At 54.4% G+C, this 19,699-nt stretch carries 15 protein-coding genes; 1 reads left to right on the top strand and 14 read right to left on the bottom strand.

Features of this window, described 5'->3' with window-relative positions:
• Window positions 1-22 precede the first annotated feature (22 nt).
• Window positions 23-2,419, bottom strand: coding sequence for an FMN-binding protein (locus PRIO_RS08070; protein ID WP_020425992.1), 2,397 nt, complete (start codon window positions 2,417-2,419; stop codon window positions 23-25).
• Between the two features lie 497 nt (window positions 2,420-2,916).
• On the opposite strand from PRIO_RS08070, the gene hemH reads away from it, so the two are divergent.
• Window positions 2,917-3,933, top strand: coding sequence for a ferrochelatase (gene hemH, locus PRIO_RS08065; RefSeq protein WP_020425993.1), 1,017 nt, complete (start codon window positions 2,917-2,919; stop codon window positions 3,931-3,933).
• Between the two features lie 216 nt (window positions 3,934-4,149).
• Here hemH and PRIO_RS35420 read toward each other — a convergent pair whose 3' ends face one another.
• The 13 genes from PRIO_RS35420 to PRIO_RS08005 all read right to left on the bottom strand — a co-directional run bounded on the left by PRIO_RS35420 (window position 4,150) and on the right by PRIO_RS08005 (window position 19,513).
• Window positions 4,150-4,575 carry a hypothetical protein gene (locus PRIO_RS35420; RefSeq protein WP_144412091.1) on the bottom strand — a complete coding sequence of 142 codons (426 nt, stop codon included), beginning with the start codon at window positions 4,573-4,575 and terminating at the stop codon, window positions 4,150-4,152.
• 223 nt (window positions 4,576-4,798) lie between these two features.
• The gene (locus PRIO_RS08060; RefSeq protein ID WP_039835926.1) at window positions 4,799-5,251 is read right to left on the bottom strand and encodes an IDEAL domain-containing protein; all 453 of its coding nucleotides are present in this window, start codon (window positions 5,249-5,251) and stop codon (window positions 4,799-4,801) included.
• Window positions 5,252-5,607: 356 nt separating this feature from the next.
• The gene (gene ltrA, locus PRIO_RS08055; RefSeq protein ID WP_020425999.1) at window positions 5,608-6,900 is read right to left on the bottom strand and encodes a group II intron reverse transcriptase/maturase; all 1,293 of its coding nucleotides are present in this window, start codon (window positions 6,898-6,900) and stop codon (window positions 5,608-5,610) included.
• A gap of 608 nt (window positions 6,901-7,508) precedes the next feature.
• On the bottom strand, window positions 7,509-9,314 hold the full coding sequence (locus PRIO_RS08050; RefSeq protein WP_020431243.1) for an adenine deaminase: 1,806 nt from the start codon (window positions 9,312-9,314) through the stop codon (window positions 7,509-7,511).
• 438 nt (window positions 9,315-9,752) lie between these two features.
• Window positions 9,753-10,976, bottom strand: coding sequence for a pyridoxal-phosphate-dependent aminotransferase family protein (locus PRIO_RS08045; RefSeq protein ID WP_020431241.1), 1,224 nt, complete (start codon window positions 10,974-10,976; stop codon window positions 9,753-9,755).
• A 22-nt stretch (window positions 10,977-10,998) separates the two neighbouring features.
• Complete coding sequence (locus tag PRIO_RS08040) at window positions 10,999-12,282, bottom strand: Zn-dependent hydrolase (protein WP_046501814.1); 1,284 nt, start codon at window positions 12,280-12,282, stop codon at window positions 10,999-11,001.
• A complete protein-coding gene (locus PRIO_RS08035; RefSeq protein WP_020431238.1) occupies window positions 12,279-13,673 on the bottom strand; it encodes an allantoinase in 1,395 nt (464 codons plus the stop codon). The genes PRIO_RS08040 and PRIO_RS08035 overlap by 4 nt, the downstream gene beginning before the upstream one ends.
• A 36-nt stretch (window positions 13,674-13,709) precedes the next feature.
• Window positions 13,710-14,078: a hydroxyisourate hydrolase gene (gene uraH, locus PRIO_RS08030; RefSeq protein ID WP_046501811.1), complete on the bottom strand. Its 369-nt coding sequence runs from the start codon at window positions 14,076-14,078 to the stop codon at window positions 13,710-13,712.
• Window positions 14,075-14,599: a 2-oxo-4-hydroxy-4-carboxy-5-ureidoimidazoline decarboxylase gene (gene uraD, locus PRIO_RS08025; RefSeq protein ID WP_039790489.1), complete on the bottom strand. Its 525-nt coding sequence runs from the start codon at window positions 14,597-14,599 to the stop codon at window positions 14,075-14,077. The genes uraH and uraD overlap by 4 nt, the downstream gene beginning before the upstream one ends.
• Window positions 14,600-14,632: 33 nt before the next feature.
• Window positions 14,633-15,562, bottom strand: coding sequence for an ABC transporter permease (locus PRIO_RS08020; protein WP_020431235.1), 930 nt, complete (start codon window positions 15,560-15,562; stop codon window positions 14,633-14,635).
• Between the two features lie 30 nt (window positions 15,563-15,592).
• A complete protein-coding gene (locus PRIO_RS08015) occupies window positions 15,593-16,708 on the bottom strand; it encodes an ABC transporter permease (RefSeq protein ID WP_020431234.1) in 1,116 nt (371 codons plus the stop codon).
• Window positions 16,705-18,237, bottom strand: a complete 1,533-nt coding sequence (locus tag PRIO_RS08010; protein WP_020431233.1) for an ABC transporter ATP-binding protein — start codon at window positions 18,235-18,237, stop codon at window positions 16,705-16,707. Before PRIO_RS08010 ends, PRIO_RS08015 begins: the two co-directional genes overlap by 4 nt.
• 106 nt (window positions 18,238-18,343) lie before the next feature.
• Window positions 18,344-19,513: a BMP family ABC transporter substrate-binding protein gene (locus PRIO_RS08005; protein WP_020431232.1), complete on the bottom strand. Its 1,170-nt coding sequence runs from the start codon at window positions 19,511-19,513 to the stop codon at window positions 18,344-18,346.
• Between the last annotated feature and the right edge of the window lie 186 nt (window positions 19,514-19,699).

The raw sequence follows: 19,699 nt of genomic DNA, 5'->3' as shown, positions 1-19,699 counted from the left end.
CCTTAATGATGTCCTAAAAAAATTATTTTCCTGCTGCTTCCAGTGCAGCTTTGATGGCTTCAACCGCTTTGGCGGAGACTTCCTTCTCAGCATCATTGCTGCCAAATGCCGCTGCACGGTACCCATACTTATGCAGGCCATTGCCCGACGAAGTATTTTCGATTTCTGCCTTTACAGCCTTTTCAGCTTCAGTCAGCTGATCGTAAGCTTTTACTTTGCCTGCTGCATCCAGATAATACACGACCATGGTCACTGGAACGTTATATTTTACAGTAACCATTACATTTACAGTTTTGTCGGTGCTTACACCAATAAAAGTTCCGTTAAAGTAAGCGGCTTTGCCGGCCTCAACAACTTCAGCTTTGCCGTAAGCTCTGTCCACCGCAGCTTTCAATGCATTGCTGCTGCTCGTTGCCCCGGATACCGCATCCACTTGCTGCACACCTTCTCTGGTGCCGGCGGCAAAGAAGTTGGCTGTGAGCTGAGGAAGCGCTTTTTGCACTTCAGCATAAGCATTTTTGCCCAGGTCAACCATATTCATGCCTACACGGCTTAGAGCAACATTTACGATTTTGCCGTTGCGCAGAGTAACATCAGCTTTGTTCGTTCCTTTGTCATAAGCGTCGCCATAGGCAGTGAAGGTGCCGTCTTTATAAGCACCCTGCTCCTTGGAAGCATTGGTCAAAGCGTCTGTCAGTGCGGCTCTCGCCGCTGCGGTCAACGCTTCCTGTCCCGTAACGTCAGCGATTTGTACGCCTTTGTCAAGAAGTCCGGCAGTCAATTGTTCAACCAGAGTTTTCTGTTCAGCAGTCAGCTTATCGTCTGCAATCAGTTTGCCGTCTGTTCCGAACAAGCTCAATTTGATGCTAGTTACCTGATCTGCTGCTACATCAACAAGAATGAAAATCCTGGATGCATTGTCCACGCCGGCAAATTTGCCGTCAAAGTACCGGCCGGCAGCCGGAGCCTTCAGAGCCTTCCCAAAAGCTCTTTCTACAGCCTGATTCCAGCCGTGGCTGCTTTCGGTAGCGCCGGAGATTCCGTCTACCTTCTCATTATAATTAGCGATATAAGAACCGTTAGCAAGCAGTTTGGCTGTCATTGGAGCGTTAGCCTTCACTACTTCAGCATAAGCGGTTGCGCCTCTGTCGATCAGGTTGGTGCCCAATCTGTACAGCTTCACATCAACCAGCCTGCCATTGCGGATCACCACATCTGCTCTTTCTACGCCCACGTTTCTTGCAGTGCCGTAGGAAGAATAGAACCCGTCAATATACGCCGAGGTGTTGTTGATGCTTGCGTTTTGTTCTGCATCCCAGAAAGCTTTGATGGCAGCCTTGGACTCCGCTTCGAAGCCGGCAACTGGCTGGGCGGAAGAACCGTTTGCCAGCAGTACAGGTGTAATTGCGGCAATTGCTGCAGTTTGTTCTGCTGTGTAGGTTTTTTCGTCCACGAAATCTCCGGCTGCGTTCAGCGGATACAGCTTCACCGCAGTAAGCTTATTAGCATCATAGCTGGCGAATACAGCATATTTGCCTTCCGGATCTACACCCATATGGTCGCCTGCAAAATAAACAGCATCCGCCGGCTTGACCTTAAGTGCTCTTTCAAATGCTCTGTCGACCGACAGCTTCCAGCCATTGCTGGAGCGTGTTGCGCCGGAAACCGCATCCACTGCTGCTGCGCTGTCTCTGGTCTGGCCAAGCAGTCTGTCCTTCATCAGCTTGTAGGCCACCCACACGCCGCTGTAATTCTCGCGGGCATTTCTGTCGATAAGCTTCGGGCTGGTTCTCAGCAGCTCAATGTCAGTGATTTTACCGTCTTTAATGGTTACCTTAGCGCCTTCGGTACCTTTGGAGTAAGCATTGCCGTAAGCTGTATACACTCCGTCCTGATACACATTCTGCTTAACCGTTACGGGTTTTGCAGCCGCTGCCGGTGCAATGGTTGCAGCTGGCTCAACGGTAACAGCTGGTGCAGCCGTTGCAGTTGGCTCAGCGGTAACAGCTGGTGCAGCCGTTGCCGTTGGTTTCACTGTTGAGCCAGGTTTAGCTGTTGCAACAGGCTTGGCGGTTGCTGAAGGATTGGCGGTTGCCGTTGGTTTTGCGGTCGCTGCAGGTTTGGCGGTCGCTTTGGCCGTTGCTGCCGGTTTAGCCGTAGTTTTCGGGGTTGGTTTCGCTGTTGGCTTCGGTGTTGGTTTCACGGTTGGTTTGGGTTTCACTGTTGGTTTTGCTGTTGGTTTTGCCGTCGGTTTCGCTGCCGGTTTTGGTTCAGCCGGTTTGGCTGTAGCCGCAGGTGCCTCCTCCGAAGCCGCTGAAACCGCATCCACCTTTAGATTCAAGGCAGGTGCATTAATCGTATACGCGAGTGGCGCGAGCAGCAAAGCTGCGCTGACAGTCAAAGAAATTAGCTTTTTCAATGAGTATTCTCCTTATCATATCCCCAGTAGTAGTGGCCTTTCACATCCAAGCTTCTTCATAGTCATCTCTCTTCGGCTCTCTTCTGTTCTTATGAAGCCTCCTTCATAAGACATTAGAGGTCATCCCCCCTCTCCCGATCCTGCGCGACCCATCCGTGCATCCAAAGATGCCATCCATTTTATATGCCTCATTAAAGGTGAAACATTTCACATAAAAAGGTGAATTAATTCACAAAAGAAAGGATTCAAGTCTGCCAGCGGCAAATTTCTGGCTTGAATGTATCAAAATACTCCTTTGCTTCTCTGTATACTAAATCACATACCCTATAAGAAACATCACTATTTTACAATTACCCTAAAAGACATACTTATTTCCCCTCTCAATTCCTTCCATTTACTCCGCCTTATGATAATCATGTGATTCCTTATATTGTATTCTCAATAATGGATGTGATATTTTGGAGTGATGTCAAGTTGATGGAAAGGAGTCTTATGTTATGCTGCCCCCCGCTCCTATCGGTGTGATTCTCGCTCAGATTGGAACACCGGAAGCCCCCACTGCCAAGGCTGTCCGGCCCTATTTGCGCCGGTTTTTGTCAGACCGCAGGATTATCGATTATCCGCCATTCTTCTGGCAGCCCCTGCTCAGGGGAATTATTCTGCGCATCAGGCCGCGCCGCTCCGCACTGCTGTACAGCCAGATCTGGCAAAAGGATGGATCGCCGCTGCTGCTTCATTCACTGGACCAGCGTGCCGGGCTTCAGCGGCTGCTCGGCAACCGTTATCTAGTTGAATTAGGACTCGCCTATAGTGCGCCAAGCATGGAACAGGCAATGGGCAAGCTGGAAGCGGCTGGCGCCACACGGGTGGTCGTTGTTCCGCTTTTTCCGCAATACTCTTCTACAACAACCGCTTCGGTTTATGATGCGGCGAGCTTCGCCGCTCTCGGACGGCGCAGCGCCAGCGGGCCGGTCACCAAACGGTTTGTACCCGCACTACGTTTCATGGAAGCCTACTACAATGAACCGGGATATATCTGGGCAATGAAAGAGCATCTTATGCAGCAGATCAGCCGCTTAAGCACGCCGCCGGACTATTATGTGCTGAGCTTCCATGGCATTCCCCGCAGATATGCAGATACCGGAGATCCTTACCCGCTGCAGTGTCTGGAGACGGCGCGCCTGCTTGCTGAGGCTATGGGCTGGGAGACGGGATGCTGGCAGGCCGCCTTCCAATCCCGCTTCGGACGGGAGGAATGGATCGGTCCCTCTACTTCTGAAGTCTTGAAGGAGCTCGCCGGACGCGGGATCCGCAGACCTATGATATTCTCCCCGGGCCTTACGACCGACTGCCTGGAAACCCTGCATGAGCTGGCCATCGAAGGCCGGGAGCATTTCGCCGCAGGCGGCGGGCAGCCGGAAAACTTGTTTGCTGCACCGTGCCTCAATGACAATGAGGAGTGGCTCAGCTTTTTGGCAGAGCTGGTAGAACGGAATGCCCTAGGCTGGATCTAGAGGGATTCCGTGTATGTGGTTAATCAGAGCAAAACAGCTGCGAGGCCGCACAGCCGTTAGAGTTACCGGGGGATTTTGCAATTCACGCCGTCTGGTAAGCCTATGCTTCCCCCTGTAATTTCATTCTTGCTGCACCAGGCTACGGCCAAGTGAAAAAAGCAAACTTCAATCTCCCCCATCCCCTCTCTCAGCAAGCGTCAGCTAGAAAAAGGAGCACTAATCCGGCCGATTCCACCTTTTCAGATGACGTAAAGTAAGTTGTGCACCAGGATTTGGAGCCTGGTCAGGCAAAGGTATTCCCTGGATTACGACACCACTAAGAAGGGACCCTGCTCGATGCTCACTTCTGGCCAAATCAAAGGTACTTTTACCTCTCATTTCACTCAATTGCCCACTTCTGACTAAATCAAAGGTATTTCTACCTCTCATTTCACTCAATCGCCCACTTCTGGCTAAATCAAAGGTATTTATACCTCTTATTTCACTCAATTGCCCACTTCTGGCCAAATCAAAGGTACTTTTACCTCTCATTTCACTCAATTGCCCACTTCTGGCCAAATCAAAGGTATTTCTACCTCTCATTTCACTCAATTGCCCACTTCTGGCCGAATCAAAGGTATTTCTACCTCTCATTTCACTCAATTCCCCACTTCTGGCCAAATCAAAGGGACTTTACCTCTCATTTCACTCAATTGCTCACTTCTGGCCGAATCAAAGGTATTTCTACCTCTCATTTCACTCAGGCGCCGAGCATATAAATCCCCCCTATAATTCAAAAAAACAAGCCGCCCGTCCGCATATAGTCATGCGGGAGAAGCGGCTTGTCAACCTGATTCCGAAAGGAAGCGATGAATGATCGGTATTCTCATACGGTCAATTGCTTGTATTTGGCGGTTAATTCCTCGAACCATTGCTTATCCTGCAGGGACAATGCAAAATCGATTAATTCGGCAATCTCCTCCGGCTGCAGTTCCGGCGAGTCATTGAAGCTGACCTCGGCCCAAGCCGTCGCCGCACCATTGGCACCTTCTGCAAAATCATAAGAGAAGCGGAGCTTGATATCACTTTCCAAAAATTCGCTTCTCAGGAAGTACAGCACCTCGCACATCAGAACCGGCCGGGTATGGCTGTCAAAAACACAATCCATGACTTTGGCCCAGTAGTGCTGGTTGCTGAGATGCAGCTTATCATTCGTGAGCAGATACTGCTCCCCTTGAAAATCATTGACGAATCTCAGTTCAACCGGCTCTATTTTAAAAATCGCAGCAATTTGCTTTCTGGTGATATTCACGATGTCCTGCGTATCTAATCTCATCATTTCATACACCCCGTTCCACATATTTGGTCTTTCCGTACCTTGTTATCTTCACAATATGCAATAATTTTAATTAATTTAAAAATATTATCGTCTATTTCCTGCAGATTGTTAATGTTTTTATAAAAAATTTATAAAAATATGTTTCTTATTGTGATGAATTGGTTAATTTATAGGCTTCGTCTACAAATTGTTTACATTTGACCGCCAAAAGGGTCTGAAAAATCCAAGCAAACAGACCCTGTTAAGCTATTATTCTAGAGTAAAGGGCTGGTGCAACCCAGCCCCTCCTCATCAAACCGTACGTGAGGTTTTCCCTCATACGGCTTTCCGATGTTCGTCATTCATGGGCATGCAGATTACAATAGCGTTTTTAGTCCATATTGGATGGTCAAATATTTAACTTCTGACCTGGACCTCATCCATCTCCCGCGTTGTCTCTTCTTCGCGTACCACCGGGTTAATCTTTGCAAAATATACCAATCCAGTTTCGCTAATCTCTTTTGGCTGTAGTTCGTGTAGTAATAATTTCTCCATCCTTGAATCTTTGGATTGAGCCATTCCACCTGTTCCGCCAACGTTCTTGAGCGCATGCTCGGAGGGGCTAATCTTTCTTTGACCACGCCTCGGATGCGCTCCTCTGCCTTTTTCGTTAGCCATTGCTGTGTGGTGTAATATACCTTCCCTTGGGAAGTTTCTGCTTTCGTTTTTCGATGGTGCATTCCTAAAAAGTCGAATCCTTCGTCTCCTGTCCACAGGCCTACAATGCGGGTTTTGGTCGGATGTAGAGTTAACTCCAGACGTTCCATGATTCTGCTTATGAGCTCATAGGCATGTTCGGCGTCCTTTTTCGTTTTACAGACTACGACGAAATCGTCTGCATACCTGGTCAGTTCCCCCAATCCACTTCCGTGTTTCTCCCATAGCCGGTCAAAGTAGTTCAAGTAGATATTCGCCAACAGCGGTGAGATGACGCCACCTTGTGGTGTCCCTAAATCGGAACGCCTCACGTTTCCTTCTTCCATAACTCCCGCCTGAAGCCATTTCCGTATTAACTTCAAGATTCTCCTGTCATTGATACGCATCTGTACCAGTTTCATGAGCTTCTCTTGATTAATGTTGTCGAAGTAACCTTGGATATCGACGTCGACTACCCAATTTCCTTTGCGGTTGCAGGCTTTCCGGATTCGTTCCAGCGCTCCTTTCGCACTTCGCTTCGGGCGAAATCCGAAGGATACTTCTTCGAAGTCTGCTTCGAAGATGGGCTCAATCACGAGTTTGGTTGCCATCTGTATGACTCGGTCGCGCACGGTGGGTATGCCCAGCGGCCTTGGCTTCCCGTCTTTCTTTGGGATATAGTGCCGCCGCACAGGCTGCGGATGGTAGCTGCCTTCTTTCAATTCTCGCTCACAGGTCTTAAGGAAGTTCGTTTCTCCTCGTTCCTCGATGTCTGCGAGCGTCACGGCATCTACTCCTGCTGCTCCCTTATTCGCTTTCACCCGTTTCCAGGCTTCACACAGCACATCCGGGCGGTAGACCTTGTCATACAGCGCATGAAATTTACGCTTCTTGTTCTCCTTGGCCGCATGACCTAGCTTTTCTTGGAGTTCTTGAACTTTTTCCTTTGGTGTCGTTAGCCCTTTGGCATTCACTCACTCGTACCTCCTCCAAAAGCATAAACAAAGCAGGGCTCCTTCCCTCCCTAAGGTTATGTTGTCCTTAGGTTCTTCGGTATTATGAGCCCCTCGGACTCCCTTCCCACAGACGGTTCATTTCATCTTTTGGACTTATAGAGCGTCTCTTTACGGGTTTCTAAAAAAAAAATTCCTCCCGTGTGGGGGAGGGTCTCCCCAGTTCACTGCGTCTTCTTTCCTTCCATGCCGATCCCCATACGCCGGAGGATTCTTCACTGCCGTTCCAAGTTCTCTGCAGCTTCCGTGGTCTTCACCCGTATAGGCGAGGCTCGACTTCCTCTCTCCCCCCTTGCGGGGCCTTTGTGACGACGCGGCAGGATTCACTTCATGTTACGGCCTAGCAGGTTGCTCGCCCTGTCTCTGACCGGACTTTTGTCGATGCGCTTCTACGCACAGATTTCGCCGTACGCAGGCATCCCAGCTACACGGGGGCTTGGCCCCTCCCGTGACCGGACTTTCACCGGCTAGAAGATACGTGCTTTCTGGGCACGCCCTACACAAAAATGGGGTGTCCCAGTAAAATAATGACTGCAGACACCCCATCGCCTAGGACCGGCTATTCAAGATTAGACAAACAAGGATACGAGTTTAATCCCCTCTTCCGGTGAGATGCGGACCAGGCCTTTATCGGAAATGCGCAATGTCGGGATTACAGCCAGCGCAAGCAGGGACAAGGTCATAAAGGCATAATTCAGCGTGCAGCCCGAATCATACAGCGCTTTGCTGACCGCCGCAGACTTAGCTGCTGCCATTTCGAAGGGCTCTACAGACATCAGTCCGGCAATAGCCAGCGGAAAAAGCGTGGTTCCGGTTCCTGTAATTACAGCCACACCGCCCTGAGCTTCAGCAACCGCCCCCGCCGCTTGTGCCATCAGCCCGTCATCATTGCCAATCACCAGCACATTGTGGCTGTCATGGGCAACGGTCATGGCGATGGCCGCAGGCTCATGGAAGCCGATTCCCGCTGCAACACCAACCGACTTGTTGCCGGTCCCTTTGTGCCGCTCCAAGACAGCTATTTTACATAGGCCATTCCCGACCTGCAGTCTGCCTTCTGAGACCGGCAGGTCCAGGATCAGCTCCTCCGTCTCCACATGGTTCTCGATGACCCGGATGACCCGGGTTAAGACGCTGCCTGATTCAATCGGCGCACGGATCACAAAATCCTCCGCCACAGGCAGCTGCGGCAAATGCACCGAAGCCAGCACCTCGCCGGGATAGGCATATGGTGCAAGCGAAGCGGTCATGATGCCATTTTCAGCAACTACAACACCTGCCGCAATAGTCATCACCACATGCACATCCGCCAGATTTCCATCCAGTAAAATGATATCGGCACAGGAGCCGGGAGTAATCGAGCCGATATCACGGGCAACGCCAAAGCGCTCGGCCGTGTTGATCGTCGCCATCTGAAAAGCGGTAACCGGCTTCACCCCTTGCGAGATGGCATGGCGCACCACAAAATCCATGTGTCCCTCATCGCGCAGCGATTCCGAACTGCGGTCATCGGTCACGAGCAGCATCCGGCGCGGGTCCAGCCCATGCTCCGTGTGCGCGGTGATCGTCTTCGCCACATCATGCCAGGCGGAGCCGCGGCGCATTTGGGCATACATGCCCAGGCGGACGCGCTCGATCACATCCTCGGCTGTGACACACTCATGATCGCCGGTCACGCCAGCGGCGGCGTACACAGGCAGTCTCCAGTCATCCGCCGGCCAGGTGAAATGCCCATCCACCACCCGGCCGGCACGCAGGGTTGCCTGAATTTCCCCGAGCATTTTACTGTCTCCGTAGACCACACCGGGGAAGTTCATCACTTCGCCCAGCGCGATCACATCCTCGCCCCAGGTGTATGCCTCCGCTACCTCCTCCGGCCCAATGGAAGCGCCGGTTGTTTCAAATTCCGGACCTGCAGAAGGCACACAGGAGGCAACCTGCATATAAGCAGCCAGCGGTGTTCCGCGCATCTCCTCCAGCATCAGCCGGATGCCCTTCAGTCCGAACACGTTGGCAATCTCATGCGCGTCGAAGAATCCGCCCGTTGTCCCAAGCGGAAGCACCGCACGGGCAAATTCGGTTACGGTGAGCTGCGTGCTCTCAATATGGCAGTGTCCGTCCAGCATTCCCGGAGCGATGTATCTCCCGGCTGCTTCGATGACCCGGGTGCCTTCGCCGATCATGTGCGAGACATCTTTGCCAACATAGGCGATGCGTCCGCCTTGTACCGCAACGGACATCCCCTCCAGAATTTCACCAGAACAGACATTGACCAGCTTGCCCCCGGTAATGACCAGAGTGGCCGGCAAATCGCCACGGGCAGTGGCTACAAGCTCCGGCACACAGTCCGCGAGCGGTTTTCTTGTAAATGACATGTCTCTCACTCCTTTAGATTCACTATCCAATATACATCCTCTCTATATATTCAGCAAAAACGGCCTCACTGTTCCCCTTCCGGGACCAGCAGCCGTTTCTGAATTCAACATCTATTTACTGCCGCCCCCGGGACAGCCCGCGGCGGGTTGTGCAGGCATACTATATAGAGTGAACTTAAGATATTAACATTAGAGACTTCGTCGGGACTACGGAGAATGTTTGGACTTCCGGCCGCTGTTGTCTGCAGATTTCTTCAATTTATACCGCTGTTCGCGGTGGAAATCCGCAGACTGCCTATGCTGAAGATAGCGAGCTTTCCTACGGAAAGCTTTTAGGCGGACGCATTCGCTCCTACAGTTCCAAACTTCCCCTCCATCCCTTTTCCCTTTGGTTCGTTTTTCAAGTTCACTCTATATACCGGGATGTTTCACCCCGGCTTAAGCCTCATATACATCAAGCGCCGCCTGTACGCCAAGCCCGCACGGAACAGCATAACCGTGCCGCAGCAGCACGGCCTCCAGCGCTCCCAGCAGACGAAGCACATTGTTCTCCCGGCAGCTGAAGCCCATCGTGCCGATCCGCCAGATCAGACCCTTGAGCGGGCCAAACGAGCTGGCGATTTCAATGCCGAAGCGCTCAAGCAGCATGGCCCTGACCGATTCGCCGTCCACGCCTTCCGGAATAAGCACACAGGTCACGACCGTCAGCTTGCTCTCAGGGTCACCATACAGCTTCAGCCCCATTGCCGCAAGTCCGGCGGTCAGCGCCCGTTCGTGCAGGACATGCCGGGCATATCGTTTCTCCAGCCCTTCCTCCAGCACAAGCCGCAGGCCTTCCCGCAGCGCGTAGAGCATGGACGTCATCTCTGTATGGTGATTCAGCCGCTGTTCACTCCAGTAATCCTGCAGCATGCCCAGATCAAAATAATTGCTGCCCACCACAGGCAGTTCGCTGCGCGCAGCGCCGCCAGTGCGCAGTCCGCGCTCTACCTGCTTGCGCTTCATCAGCTTGGCTTCGGCACGTTCGTTGTAGGTGACCGGGGCCATGCCTGACGGAACGGACAGGCATTTCTGCGTGCCGCCGATGACGGCATCCAGCATCCAGGCATCCGTCTCCACCGGCACACCGCCGATGGTTGCCACAGCATCGACGATCAGCAGCGCATCGTGCCCGCGGCACGCCCGCCCGATTTCTGCCAGCGGCTGCACCCGGCCTGTGGAGGTTTCGCCATGAACCATCGCCACCACATCAGGGTTAAAGCTCCGTATCGCAGCAATGACTTCCTCCGGGGCGAATACACTGCCCCATGCCGTCTCAATAGTGAACACCTCGGCCCCGCAGCGTTCGGCGATCTCATGCAGCAGATGGCCGAACCGGCCAAAAATCGGAATCAGCACCCGGTCGCCGGGCGCGATCAGGCTGACCATAACGGCCTCAATACCCGAGCGGGAGGTGCCGTCCACGGGAAAAGCCCATTGATTCCCCGTTGCAAACAACTCACGCAGCATCCCCATCGTCTCATTCATAATATCCGTAAATTCGGGATCAAACTGGCCGAGTACCGGAAAAGACATCGCCCGCAGCACACGCGGATCGACCTCCACCGGCCCTGGAGTCATTATGCACCGCAGGGCCGGCGACAAATCTTCGTACCGCTTCATGGTCATCTCTCCCTCTATAGGTTCAGCTTGCCTCGTAGGCAAGCTTATATAATAGCGCCGTCAGCACATTAAGCCCGGCCGCCAGCTCTTCCGGCGAAGAATATTCCTCCGGCGAATGGCTGATTCCCGCCCGGCTGGGTACAAAAATCATGGCCGCCGGGCACTTCGGGGCAAACAGCTGGGCATCATGCCCCGCCCCGCTTACCATGCGGCGGAAGCTTCTCCCCTGCTCCAGGCAGATCTGTTCAAGCGCCCCGCAGAGCGCCTGGTTCATCGGTGCCGGAGAGGTAGCCAGCGTGGGCACAAGCTCAAGCGCGAGCCCGCGCCGCGCCGCGATTTCTCCGAATGCTGCCGCGAGCGCAGCGCAGAAGCTCTCCAGCCGTGCCGCCTCGCTGTGGCGGATGTCCAGCGTGAACTGCACTTCGCCCGGAATCACATTCGGCGTGCCCGGAATGACCTCCAGCCTGCCGGCGGTTGCTACAAGCGGAGCTCCCGCTTTCGCAGCGGACCGCTCCAGCGCACACAGCATCTCCGCTGTGCCGGCAAGCGCATCCCGGCGCAGCCCCATCGGCGTTGTCCCGGCATGATTGGCTGTTCCCGTCACCTTCACGGTGAAGCGCCGCTGGCCGGCAATCGCCTGGACAACCCCAATCTGCTCTGCCGATTGCTCCAGAAGGATGCCCTGCTCGATATGCAGCTCGACGTACATCCCGATGTCTTCTCTCCGGGCGGAATCCGCGCCTCTACCGGAAGACTCTTCACTGTCAATCCGGCTGCCCCCGGTGCCAAGTCCACAGGCATTCATTGCCTCCATGAGTGTAACACCTTCCGGATCGGCAATGGAATCGGCCACCCATCCGTTATACAGGCCCGTTACGTTGCCTGAGCCCCAGAAGGCCAGCGGGAAGCGGCTTCCCTCCTCCTCGCAGAACGCAACCACCTCCAGCGTCCGCAGCGGCGGTCCAAACGTCTCCGCCAAATAATGCAGCGCAGTGACAGCGGCTGCCACTCCGTAAGCCCCGTCATATTTGCCGCCGTTCACAACGGTGTCGATATGCGATCCGGTCAGGATGACACTGCTGGAAGGCTCTGATCCGTTCAACCGTCCAAAGACGTTGCCAACGGAATCCGTATGAACCTCAAGTCCGAGCCCAGCCATTTTTTCCTGCAAAAAATGCTGCGCCCCGCTCCACTCCGGCGTGTACAGCAGCCGGGTAACCCCCGGCCCCGGGGCGCTGAATGCCGTCAGCTCCTGAAGCAGCTCCAGCATGGCCGCAGCCGGTACTTGAATGACCGGCTTCATCATGGAGCCTGCTGCGCGTTATAAATCTGCAGCCACTCTCCTTTATCCGCCGACACCACTCCTTGTTCAGCGGTGTATACCACATTCCCCCGGCAGACCGTCGTTGTGACCTTGCAGGATAAAGTCATTCCGATATATGGGCTGTGCTTGTGCCGGTAGAGCAGATCCCCAGCAGCCAGCGTATAACCGGCTTTGGGGTTCAGCAGGACCAGATCGGCGTCCAGCCCCGGAGCGATGGAGCCTTTGCGGTGATCCAGTCCAAAACGCCGCGCAGGCTGCCCCGACAGCAACGCCGAGACTTGGGTGACCGGCAAACCGCGCATATGCACGCCTTCGTGGAACATCAGCTCCAGACTGCTCTGCGCCCCGGAAATGCCGCCCCAGGCTTCAAAGAAGGTTAAACCCGGATCAAACTTAAGCTCCGGCGGACAAGGCGAATGGTCGGAGGCTATCAGATCAATCCGGCCCTCCGCCAGCACCTTCCACAGCTCTTGCTGCTCTTGCGTGCTGCGGAGCGGCGGCGCACATTTGGCTACCGGTCCGAGCTGTTCCATGCTGTCTTCATTCAGCACCAGGTAATGCGGACAGGTCTCTGCGGTCACATCCAGCCCGCGCCGCTTGGCGGCATGGATCATTTCAACCGCAGCGGCGGTGCTGATGTGTACAAAATGCAGCCGGCAGCCGGTACGCTCACTGTAGAGCAGCGCCCGGGATACTGCCTCAAGCTCCGCCATCGCCGGCCGGGAAGCCGCGAAATCCCGCGCTCCGGTCCTGCCGCTGCGGACAGCCCCCGCTGACAGCATGGCTGTAATGTCCTCGCTTTCCGCATGCAGGGCGAGAATGCCGCCGAGAGCGGCGATTTTTTGCATCCCCAGAAACAGCGTCCCGTCATCCACCTCACGGAAACGCCCTTCCCCTTCGCCGCCGGGATTGGAGATAAAAGCCTTAAACCCGGTCACTCCAGCCGCCGCCAGCCCTTCAAGCTCTGCCAGATTCCCCGGAACAAGACCGCCCCACAGCATATAATCCACCGCTGAGTTCCCGGAGGCAGCTTCTGCCTTCAACTGCAGCGCAGCCCTGTTCACCGTAGGCGGATTGCCGTTCAGCGGCATATCCGCATAACAGGTGCAGCCTCCTGCCGCCAGTGCAGCCGAACCGCTGCGGAAGCCTTCCCAGTGACCGAACGCCGGCTCATTAAAATGGACATGCATATCAATCATCCCCGGCAGCACATACTGCCCTTCTGCATCAATAACAGTTGTAGCTGCTGCTGCCTGAAGCCCCTGGCCCAGTGCGGCAATTTTGCCGTCCTGTACCCCCACATCCAGCTTGCGCACTTCTCCGGGCAGCACAACATCCCCATTTCTGATAATAAGCTCGTATGCTTCCTCCATGAATCGGCCACCTCCGGTCATTTACTCCTGCTCTTCTCAGCTTCCCCGGTATGTACTGTATCCTCCGGGCGCAACAAGCAGCGGAACATGATAATGCTCTGAAGCATTGGTGATATTGAACCGGATCGGGATCTGCTCGAGGAAAAAAACCTCTTCATCGCCGAGCCGTTCCTCCAGTCTGCTGCCGCGAAAATAATCCCCTGCCATGAACAGCAGCTCATAGCAGCCGGGAACCAGCTCCGCTCCTTCCAGCAACGGAGCATCCAGCCTGCCGTCATCATTCGTCTCCGCTTCCCGCAGCAGCTTCCCTGTACCTTCCGCAAGATTCCAAAGCTGCAGCTTCATGCCTGCGGCCGGCAGTCCCCGCGACAGGTCCAGCACATGAGTCGTCAAGCGCCCGCTCATGCTTCCTTCTCCCGGATCAGATCGTTCAGCCGGAAGGCGGTAATTTTGCCGATCTCGGCAAGCGCCTGCTCCCACTCTTCCTCTTGCGAACGGTTCACACGCGCTTCAATGGACTGAATGATGTCATCCTTATCCTTGCCGCGCACGGCCAGGATAAAAGGAAAGCGGAATTTCTCCGTATACACCCTGTTCAATTCCGTAAGCCTTGCAAATTCTTCCGGGCTCAGACGGTCCAGTCCCGCCCCCTGCTGCTCTGACGCCGATAACGGGCTCACCTGGAGCCGGGTCGCCAGATCCGGGTGTGCACGCAGAAGCGCTTCTACCCGGCTATGCTCCGCATTTCGCGCAGTATCCAGCATCATGCCGTGCAGCTGGGCAGCGGATTGAAACGGAGTATGCTTATAGGCACCTTCCGCCACCCATGGCGAATGTTCAAAGATTCCGCCGAGGTTCGCTACAAATTCCTCCTTGCTCATACGGTTAATCTCTTCCAGTGTCCACAATAAAGGCGGTGTCGTCATGGGCTCCCCTCTTCCTCCGGTTATTTCCGGCATTCAGAACCGCTGCTCACGAATGTACGGCGTGCCCAGGGATTCCGGTGTGCCGGATGGCTTGTTGCGGTTGCGGTAACCGAGGTACATGAGCACCAGGATGGTTACCACGTACGGTATCATTTTAAGGAAATATGGCGGAATAATACTGCCGAGCAGTTGGATGCGGAAGCCCAGTGAATCGAGCGCCCCGAAGAAATAGGCACAGAATAATGCACGCAGCGGATTCCATCGCGCGAAGATGACGAGGCCCACCGCAATCCAGCCCCGGCCTGCTGTCAGCCCTTCATTCCATGTCGGCGCGTAGGCGAGCACCATATCGGCACCTGCCAGACCAATTAGAGCGGTCCCGGCAGTGATGTAACTGTAACGGATCAGCTGCACACGAATGCCCATAACATCCGCTGTCGCCGGACTGTCTCCGACTGCCCGCAAATGCAGACCCCAGGACGTGCGGTGGATCAGGAGATGCAGAACCAGCACCAGCAGCAGGCTGAACCAGGTCAGGCCATCCATCCGGCCAAAAATATCTCCAACCACCGGAATCCCCTTCACCCAGCCCAGATCCAGCTTGGGCGAAGTTCCCGGCAGCGGAATGCCGCTGATGGACTTGCCTAAGTAAGCGCTGAGGCCACTGCCAAACAGCGTCATCGCCAGGCCGGACATGGTCTGGTTCGCGCGCAGGGTAACACACAGGAAGGCATGGACCAGACCCAATACGGCGGTTACGGCAATGGCCGCAAGCAGGGCAAGCAGCAGGTTCCCGCTGCGGATGTAGACGATGCAGGTTGTGACCGCCCCCATCAGCATCAGCCCTTCGGCACCCAGCTGGATGATGCCCGCCCGCTCATTCAGGATGCCGCCGAGTGTAGCGAGGAGCAGCGGTGTCCCGGCGGATATGGCGGCTATTAATAACTGTGTTGTGAAATCCATGGTTAAGCTCCCTTCTCTAAGAGGATGCTGCTATGCATTCCGGCGGATGCGGAAACGGTGGATCATATCGCCGGCAATCAGGAAAAACAGGATTGCGCCCTGCAGCATTTCCGAAATGGACGAAGGCAGCCCGATGGTCTGCACACTGTAGCCGCCGACAATGAGGCCGCCGAACAGGACCGAGGTAACGATCAGACCAAGCGGATTCAGCTTGGCAAGCCAGGCGACAATGATCGCCGTATAGCCGTAACCCGGTGAGATTCCCTGCATCAGCTTGTGGGTGACCCCGGAAACCTCAGCCATTCCCGCGATGCCGGCCAGACCGCCGCTGATCAGCATGACGATCATAATGTGCTTTTTGATGTGAATCCCCGCATAACGTGCAGCGGTGGGGTTGGCGCCAATCAGCCGCAGCTCATAGCCCCAGCGGGTAAAGCGGATCATCAGATAATAGATGGCTACTGCTACCAGGCCAAAAATCAGCCCGATATGCAGTCGTGTAGCCCCCAGGACCGGCAGCGACTGGGCAGCGGTGAACATAGGTGAGCCCGGAAAGTTGAAGCCTTTAGGGTCCTTCCAGGGACCAAACACTACATAATCCAGCGCGAGCAGGGCCACATAATTCAGCATCAGCGAGGTAATCAGCTCATTGACGCCGAAATGGGTCCGCGGAATTGCCGTCATGAGCCCCCAGAGCGCTCCGGCGGCTGTTCCGAACACCAGCATCAGGGCAATGGACCAGAAGGAAGACAGGCCGGGAAAATAAATGGTCACCGCCGTAGCAGCCATTGCCCCAACGGTAAGCTGGCCTTCCGCACCGATATTCCATACAGAAATCCGGTACGCAACAGCGATGCCAAGTCCGCAGAGCAGCAGCGGTATCGCTTTGACCATCGTTTCCGTGATGCCGTAAGAGGTGCCGAAGGCCCCGCGGAACATTTTGTCGTATACGGCAACCGGACTCATGCCGTTGGCGGCAATGAATACCGCACAGAGCAAAAGCGCCAGGATGATGGACAGAATCGGCGACCACCAGGGAGAGCGGGTGCGGCTTGCATCATACTCCAGACGCATCGGAAGCCGTTTGGCGGATTTGGCCGGAACGGAATTCAGCAGCACGGCATCACTTGCATTTTTGGAACTCATATGGCACTTGCCTCCTTGCTCCGGATTCCGGCCATGAGCAGGCCGATATGCTCCCGGTCCGCATGCTCATGATCGCTCTCTCCTATAATCGAACCGTTATAGATCACCAGAATCCGGTCAGAGAGCTGGAGCAGTTCATCCAGATCCTCCGATATCAGCAATACTCCGCTGCCCCTGCTGCGCAGCTCCATCAGCAGCTCATGCACACCTGCAGTAGCACCTACATCCAGCCCTTGCGTAGGATGGACGGCTACCATCAGCTTTGGCTGGTGGCTGACCTCGCGGGCGAACAGCAGCTTCTGCTGATTGCCGCCGGATAACTGCTGTACTGGTGTATCCAGCGCAGGCGTCTTAACATTGAAGCGTTCGACAAGCTCCTGTGACCAGGAGCGGTTTTTGGCCGCCTTCAGGAATCCGAATTTGGAGTGGCCGCTGCTGCGGTAAGACTTGAACAGCAGGTTATCCACGGAGCCCAGGCGTCCGGCGAGGCCGCTCTTCATCCGGTTCTCCGGCACATGGGAGATTCCCGAATCAATGGCGCCCCGTACCGAAGCCGATTTTACCGGTCCGCCATCAAATATGATATCGCCGTTCTTCCAGGTTCTAAGCCCTGTCAATACCTCTGCCAATTCCTTTTGTCCATTGCCGGCCACTCCGGCAACCCCCACAATCTCCCCTTCGCATACTTGAAGCGACATCCCGTCCAGCGCCTTGCGGCCATGGTCTGCAGTAACTTCCAGATTGCTGACAACCAGGAGCGGCTTACCGGGCGCAGCTTCACGTTCCCGGCGGATGATTTCAACCTCACGCCCTACCATCAGCCGCGCCAGCTCCAGCTCATCGGTCCCGGAAGTAGCCAGCGTAGCTATCATTTTACCTTTGCGCATAACAGAAATGCGGTCAGAGGAGGCCATAACCTCCTTCATTTTATGCGTAGTCATGATCACCGTCTTGCCGGCCTGCTTCATGACCTGCAGGGTCGCAAACAGCTGTTCCGCCTCGCCGGGAGTTAATACTGAGGTCGGTTCATCCAAAATGATGATCTCCGCCCCCCGGTAGAGTGTCTTAACGATCTCCACACGCTGCTGCTCGCCGACGGACAGCTGCCAGACCGGACGGTCCACCGGGAACATCAGCCCGAATTGCTCTGCCAGAGCTTCAATTTCCCTATGTTTGTTTTTGATCCATTTGCTCCCCCGCCAGAAAGACGACTTTTCGCCAAGCACGATATTTTCCGCTGCCGTGAGGCTTTGCACCAGTCTGAAGTTTTGAAAAACCATGCCGACGCCAAGAAGTGCAGCATCTTTGGGGGAACGGATTCTGGCCGGCTGGCCGTGAAGGAGAATTTCACCCTCATCCGCTCTGTACACCCCTGAGAGCATACTCATGACTGTGCTTTTACCTGCTCCGTTCTCACCAAGCAGCGCGTGAATCTCACCCGCATTTGCCGAAAAATCGACTTGATTGCTTGCCGTTACAGAACCGAATTTCTTCACGATCCCGCGCATCTCAACCGAAGGGTCCTGCATAGTGGGACGCTCCTTTCCTTATAGTTGTAGTACGGGTGGGGAAGGTTCCGTCTGTACGGCACCCGCCCCACCCATAAGGCCTTGCGTAATTCATTTGGTTTCAGCATTATTTCGGGATGGTGCCTTCAATGCCTTTGGCCAGCCAGTTCATGGACAGAACCTCATCAAGCGTCAGCTTTTGGCCTTCCTGGACCTGAACCTTGCCCTGGTTGTCAGATATAGGGCCTGTGAATATATCCAGCTCTCCGCTGATAATTTTGGCTTTGGCGTCCTCCACGAGCTTTTTCACATCATCCGGAACCTTGCTGCCGAATGGCGCAATATCGATCATACCATCCGCCATATCCCCGGAATACTGCTCGCTCTTCCAGGTTCCGTCCATAACAGATTGCACAGCCTTCACATAATAAGGGCCCCAGTTCCATACAGGGTTGGTCAGATAATGATCCGGTCCGTATTTGCCCATGTCAGAGTCGTTTCCACCAGCAAAAGCACCGCGTTCAGCCGCAGCCTGCAGGGTGGCAGGTGAATCCTGATAGGCGAGCAGCACATCTGCACCTTTATCCAAAAGGCTGATTGCCGCCTGGCGCTCCGTTGCCGGGTCATACCAGGTATTCGTCCAGACTACATCCACCTTCACTTCGGGATTTACGCTTTGCGCGCCCAATGTGAAGGCGTTAAGATTATAAATCACCTCGCTGATCGGGAAGGCTCCCACGTAACCCAGGTGATTCTTTTTGGTCATTTTGCCGGCTGCGATACCGGCCAGGTAGCTGCCCTGATAGTTTTTGCCGAAGTACGTTCCCATGTTGGCAGCTGTTTTGTAGCCGGAAGCATGCAGGAATTTCACCTTTGGAAATTTATTGGCTACGTTAAGGGTGTAGTCCATATATCCGAAGCTCGTTGTAAATACAATGTCATGATTCTGGGCAAGCTCGGTGATGATGCGTTCGGCATCGGCGCTTTCCGGAACATTTTCCACAGTGTCCGCCTTAATGCCCAGCTCCTTTTCCATATACAGGCGGCCCTGATCATGCTGATACGTATATCCACCGTCACCCGGAGGTCCAATGTAGACAAAAGCAACCCTCGGCTTCTCTGCTGCCGGCTCTGTTGCCGCTGCCTCTGTCGCTGTGCCTGCGTTCGATGCCGCCGGAGCCTCCGTACCGCCAGCATTTGTGCCGGAATTATTGTTGCTGCCGCAACCTGCCAAAACCACCGCCAACAGGAACATTATTGCGAAGCTGAATGATAGTGCCTGACCCCTTTTTTTCATAATTCTCCTCCTCCAGTAAATCTCCCATCATAGCTGCTGCCATTAATGTATCTCTACTATACTGAGCCGCAGCATTCGCGTAAATTTATATAACATACGTTTGTGCCATCTGATAAGAACTGCTGTTTATTTTGTGCAGAGCGCACTAGAATACATAAAATACGTGATATTTCATGACACAAGATT

The organism is Paenibacillus riograndensis SBR5 (assembly GCF_000981585.1).
Taxonomy (GTDB): Bacteria; Bacillota; Bacilli; order Paenibacillales; family Paenibacillaceae; genus Paenibacillus_AQ; species Paenibacillus_AQ riograndensis.
The sequence above is the reverse complement of the archived record's forward strand: the minus strand, read 5'-3'. Positions and strand labels throughout refer to the sequence as shown.